This is a genomic window from Acidisoma silvae (assembly GCF_020618775.1).
GTDB classification, from domain to species: domain Bacteria; phylum Pseudomonadota; class Alphaproteobacteria; order Acetobacterales; family Acetobacteraceae; genus Acidisoma; species Acidisoma silvae.
In genome coordinates this window covers 1-5,256 of record NZ_JAESVB010000050.1, presented here as the reverse complement: position 1 = coordinate 5,256, position 5,256 = coordinate 1, and the positions used below count along the sequence as shown (strand labels likewise).

Sequence of the window (5,256 nt, the reverse complement as noted above, 5' to 3'; positions counted from 1 at the left end):
GGGCGCTGCCTTCCGGTGGCCGCCCATCGTGGATGGCTGTATGCGTCTCTCGGCGGCTCAAGGAGCGGCTCTCTTTGAAGGCCTTGAGTGGCGACGGGTCTACCTTCAGAACCCGGCAGCGGCACCGGTCTCTATAAGATAAAAGCCTTTATCTGGACTAGGTTTTTCTTCTCCAGGTGGGCTGCGTGTGGTAGAAAATCGGCAAGATGATCCAAGCCGATCCCGCCCGCAGTGAACCCGGCGACACGCCCCACGATGCAGAGACGGTTGATGGTCTGCGCGCGAAAGTCAGGCACCTTGAAGGGATTATCACCGGCCTTGAGACGCTCGTCGGCCAGTTGAAGAAGAACAACGACGAGCTGCGCGCGCTGAAATTCGGCAAACGGTCGGAGAAACTGCCCGCAGACCAATTGGCCATGGGCTTCGAGGATATCGACCTGACCCAGGCTGCGCTTGAAGCCCAGATCGAACGGCTGGAAGACGAACAACAGGCGTTAACGGGTGGCAAGCGTTGCCGCCGGGATCCTCATGAAGCCAGGGCTTCTCTGCCCGCTCATCTGCCGGTCGTGGAAGAGGTGCTGGAGCCCGAAAGCCTCGCATGCCCTTGCTGCCATGGGGCGCCTCACCGGATCGGAGAGACCAGCGCCGATCGCCTGGACATCGTGCCGGTGCAATACTTCATCCGCCGCACGATACGACCAAAATACGCCTGCCGGGCCTGCGATGGCCAGATCATCCAAGCCCCGGCACCCGCGCATGTCGTCGAGGGCGGCCTACCGAGCGAGGCTTTGGTGGCCCAGATTCTGGTCGCCAAGCACGCCGATCACGTGCCGATTTACACACAGGTGCAGGCCATGGCGCGACAGGGCATTCGCATCAACCGCAACGTGGTCACCGGCTGGGCCGGGCGGGGTGCGGGGGAACTGATGCCGATCTGGCGGCGGATGCGCGAGATCCTGCTCAGCGGTTCGCATCTCTTTGTCGACGAAACCGAAGTGCGCGTCCTCGATCCTGGACGCGGTCGCACCAAGATCAGCTACTTCTGGGCCATCGCCCGGGATGGCAGGCCCTATGGCAGCCAGGACCCGCCGATGGTGGTCTTTGTCTACGGCCCTGGCCGCGCCAATCTCCACGGCAGGCGCGCGTTGGAGGGCTTTGCCGGTGTCGCGCAATGCGACGGGTATCGCGTCTACAAGTCGCTGGCTGAGGAACGTCCGGAATTGCAGCTCGCTCATTGCTGGAGCCATTGTCGCCGGAAGTTCTTCAAACTCATGAAGACTGATGGATCAACGCCTCTCGCGGAGGAAGCTGTGAAACGGATACGCGCGTTTTACGCCATCGAGGACGACATCCGCGGCCGTTCAGCGGCAGACCGTCAGGCTGCACGGCAAGAACGTACGGCACCACTTGTGGAAAGCTTCCGGCAATGGCTGCTTGCGACCAAAGCCCAGGTCATGAAAGGTTCAGCCCTTGAGGAGGCCGTCAATTATGCCCTTGAGCATTGGAACGGCCTGATCTGCTTCCTCGTTGACGGTCGTGTGGAAATTGACTCGAACACTGTCGAGCGTGCCCTGCGGCCCCTATGCTTGACGCGGAAAAACAGCCTCTTTGCCGGAAGCGATGGGGGCGCCGAAAACTGAGCTGTTACCGCATCGATCGTCGAGACCTGCAAAATGCTCGGCGTGAACGTTCAGGCTTACATCACCGATGTTCTCACCAAAATCGTGCAGGGCTAGCCCAATAGCCGTCTCGATGAGCTCATGCCTTGGGCTTGGCAGCCGCCTGCCGCTGACGCCAAGGCCGCAGCATAACTACACCTAAGCTAAGCAGTAGCGCCGGACCCGGCGATAAACGACCGCTTACAGTGAAGCCTGTGACGAGGAGCACAAAACCGTCCAATCCGTCGACCACGGCAATCGACGTGTAACGCATGCCCCAGAGCGCCAAGCGCTCCATGAATGTCGCGTCACTTTCTGGATCAGCGTCATGTTGTTGATATCGGAGCAATACTTGCCCTTCCTCACATTGTGCGGGTCTCGCTCAAATCAAATGACGGATACACTAGTACACTAGCCATGCGGTGCCTGGAGCGGGTGCTACGCGTCGGGCAATGTGCGCCGCCGGACATGACGGCGGACACGATCCACCCTCCATCGATCCCGTTGGCCTCATAGATTTTGACGCCTAGCCCGAGAGGCTACTCGCTGTCTTTTTTCATGCAATATCAATGCACGCTCATCGTCGGATAGCGAACTGCTACCCAAGCTTCAGGGCGTAAAGTCACATCATTTAAGCTAGCCCCCGCCCAGATTGAGGACGAACCCTTTATGGGAAAATGACAGCGTTGCCGCTAGTTCCCATTGCCCTGTCTCTCGTGGACAGCCAGACCTCCAAGAAAGCGGTCAGCTTTGCCAAGGTGAGCGCTGAGTAGATGAGACGCCTTCTCCAATTCGCCTAGGCGCACAGCAGCGATAATGCCAGTATGCTCTTTTGCCCAGGCTTGCACCCGGGTTTGGTCAGAATAGCTGCGGATTTCAAGCAATCGTCGCAATGCGTTTTGCTGGCGGATGACATTAAGAATAAACGAATTCTGTCCGAAACCTGCTATGGTTTCGTGAAACCGTGCATCAAGATTGAAGATCCAGATAGGCACCTCAACCTTTTCAAGAAGCGTATCCAATAGATGCTGATGTTCTTCTTGTAGTTGATCGAGTACCGCCACATCAGACATAAACTCTGGCAAAAGCAATGATGCGGGCTCCAGAATCTGGCGAATTTGGTAGCTGGCGCGTTGCGAAGCCACTGTGCCGAGAGATGGCAAAAATGACCAACGCCAGCCAGTGCGTTGTACTAGTCCTTCCTGCTCCAGTCTTTGAAACAGTCTTTGGACCGTAGCAGGGCTGACGTCATAACGACGCGCGAGATCGGCTTGAGACGGCTCCTCCTCTAATCTGCCGGCCAGTCTGTCTCGGATGATCGTGGCATGCAGCGTCGCGTCGGAATCGTGCGCCTCAGGCAAGACAAAGGCGCGCAATGCGTCGCTGGACTTGGCCAACACTTGGCCGCGGTTTGGCAAGGCTGTGACGATGCCAAGCTCGCGCAATAGACCCAGCATAACACGCACCGGTGTACGGGAGACCTGCAGCAAGTCCGCAAGTTCCAGCTCCGTCACGCGGTGGCCCTCGGGCCAGCGCTGCGCCAAGGCTAGGTCGATAAAACGTCCGACCAACTGCCGGTGCCGAGGGTGCACGTCGTCAAAGGATAAATTCACCATGGATACATGGTACAGTCTATGCGCAATTAAACAATATAGAACGGGTATCGAACATCACGGCCCGCACCAGCACCGGACCTCACTAATTAATCAGTGTAGGAGACCATGATGTTTAAGCGTAAGCTTGTGCTGGCGGCTCCCTATTGCTTGTGGCCTTTCGGCTGCGAAGGCAGCCCCGAGCTTTGTCGCGTCGGGTAAGCTGGTCACAGTCGGGGCAGCGTTTACTCCTCCGTTTGCCCACAGTTTGAGGGAGACCTTTTAAGAGACAATGACAAACGCCCAGAATGCTTCAACGACGGACAGGCGTATTAAGCCTGAAGTGCAGCGCTTCTCAAACCCGTATAGAAAAGCCGCTCGAAGCCGGCAAAGCTTTGCAAAGCTGGAGCATCGGCGAACGGCAGAATCTGTGTCAGAAAAACACCCGCGACGCCCCGCTGGGGGTCGAGCCAGAAATAGCAATTGGCAAGCCCTGCCCAGGCAAGACTGCCGGGGCTGCGCCCATCCGGGCCGGCCTGCTCGGTCAGCATGCCGCCCAGGCTCCATCCCTTGTTTATGCCGGGAAACAGGCTGACGTTGTTAGAGAGTGCGGGCTGCGCCGTGCGCAGCGGGGTCAGCTCCAGAGGGGCGATCTGATTTTCCGTCATCAGCGCCACGGACCGGGGCGAGAGGACTTGCAGGTCTCCGGCCTTTCCGTGGTTGAGCAGCATGGTGAGGAAGCGGAGGTAATCCGGCGCGGTTCCGTATAGACCGCCGCCACCTGCCTCATACTCGCCCGGCAGGATGGCGAAGGGGACCGGCTGCAAAGCGCCCGTATCGTCACGATGATAGACCTTGGCCAGCCGCTCGGCCGGGTGGGCGGCCGGGCCGAAACCCGTGTCGTGCATGCCGAGCGGGCCGAAGAGACGCGCCTTCAGGTAAGCGCCAAGGCGCAGTCCCGTCACAGCCTCGATAAGCTTGCCGGTCCATTCAAGGCCGATGCTGTAGCGCCACATCTCGCCGGGGTCTGAGAGCAGCGGCATGCACAAGCCGGCATCCTTGCGGCTGGCGAGCCCCGGCATGCCGGTTGCGGCCTGGTAGCGCAGCAAGGGCTCGTCCCAGATGTCGTGCCCTAGCCCCGAGGTATGGGTCAGCAAGTGCCGAAGTGTGATCGCTCTCTGCGCCGAGCGTAGCCGCGGCCGCCCGTCTGCCGCAAACCCCTCCAGCACCATGGGATCGGCGAGATCGTCCAGATACGTGCCGACCGGCGCGTCAAGGTCGAGCACGCCCTGTTCAACCAGCTGCAAGGCGGCGGCGGCCGTTATGGCTTTGGTGAGCGAAGCGAGCGCCAGAACGTCATCGAGCGTCGCTGCGGCGCCGCTCTCACGATCACGGAGACCATGGGCAGACTGATAGAGGGTGCCATCTCTCGAGCATGCCATCGCAATGGCGCAGACGAGCGCATCCGACTGGACCGCTTGCGCGAAAGCGGCGTCCAGCGCCTGCACCGCTTGTGGGGAAAGTGAGACCGACTGCGCGGGTAAGCCATGAGCGGGCATTTGCTGCCTCTTTCGCTGGACGGGTATAGGCCCGCAAACCTTCGGGCGACGAAAGCCTAAGCTTGAACCGGGTGCCTATCAATGCGCTGAGCATCACAGGTCTCTCAGCCACCCTCAGGGGAGGGCGAGACAAGCTCGGAGCGGGCTGCTTTGACCGGCATGCCCACTGGCGGCGTTTCGTCGGCACTGACAAGAAGCCAGGTTAGGATGGCGGAGAGCAGGATGAAACCAGCGGCAACCGCGAAGGAGCCACTGTTAGCCACTTGCGTAGCTATGGGCAGCCACGGCGCTCAAACGAGTCGTTATTATGGCCGCCCGGCAAAAATCTCCGCGAAATGGCTGTGGTGATCGCCTGCGCCACGACCCGCCGGTCGGCGTGCCCAGTGCCTTGATGCCGGGCACCAGACCGCTGAAGCGCACCGTGCCGGAGAAGCCGGAGGCAGAAGA

3 protein-coding genes and 1 pseudogene are annotated in these 5,256 nt (G+C 60.0%); 1 reads left to right on the top strand and 3 read right to left on the bottom strand.

What is annotated here, in order from left to right; genetic code table 11:
• Nucleotides 1–206: 206 nt before the first annotated feature.
• Nucleotides 207–1,736, top strand: a pseudogene (gene tnpC / locus ASILVAE211_RS25550) (IS66 family transposase).
• Nucleotides 1,737–2,350: 614 nt separating this feature from the next.
• Here the strand turns inward: tnpC and ASILVAE211_RS25540 are convergent.
• The 3 genes from ASILVAE211_RS25540 to ASILVAE211_RS25530 all read right to left on the bottom strand — a co-directional run bounded on the left by ASILVAE211_RS25540 (nt 2,351) and on the right by ASILVAE211_RS25530 (nt 5,072).
• Nucleotides 2,351–3,172, bottom strand: a complete 822-nt coding sequence (locus tag ASILVAE211_RS25540; protein WP_319799646.1) for a GntR family transcriptional regulator — start codon at nt 3,170–3,172, stop codon at nt 2,351–2,353.
• 410 nt (nt 3,173–3,582) lie between these two features.
• Entirely contained in the window at nt 3,583–4,809 is a 1,227-nt protein-coding gene (locus ASILVAE211_RS25535; RefSeq protein ID WP_227324180.1) for a serine hydrolase domain-containing protein, read from the bottom strand.
• 104 nt (nt 4,810–4,913) lie between these two features.
• Nucleotides 4,914–5,072 (bottom strand): hypothetical protein, encoded by a 159-nt coding sequence (locus ASILVAE211_RS25530; protein ID WP_227324179.1) that lies wholly within the window; start codon nt 5,070–5,072, stop codon nt 4,914–4,916.
• Between the last annotated feature and the right edge of the window lie 184 nt (nt 5,073–5,256).

Bases quoted from the DNA above. Each gene is read 5' to 3' on its own strand.
- ASILVAE211_RS25535 (WP_227324180.1), bottom strand. From the start codon at position 4,809: ATGCCCGCTCATGGCTTACCCGCGCAGTCGGTCTCACTTTCCCCACAA.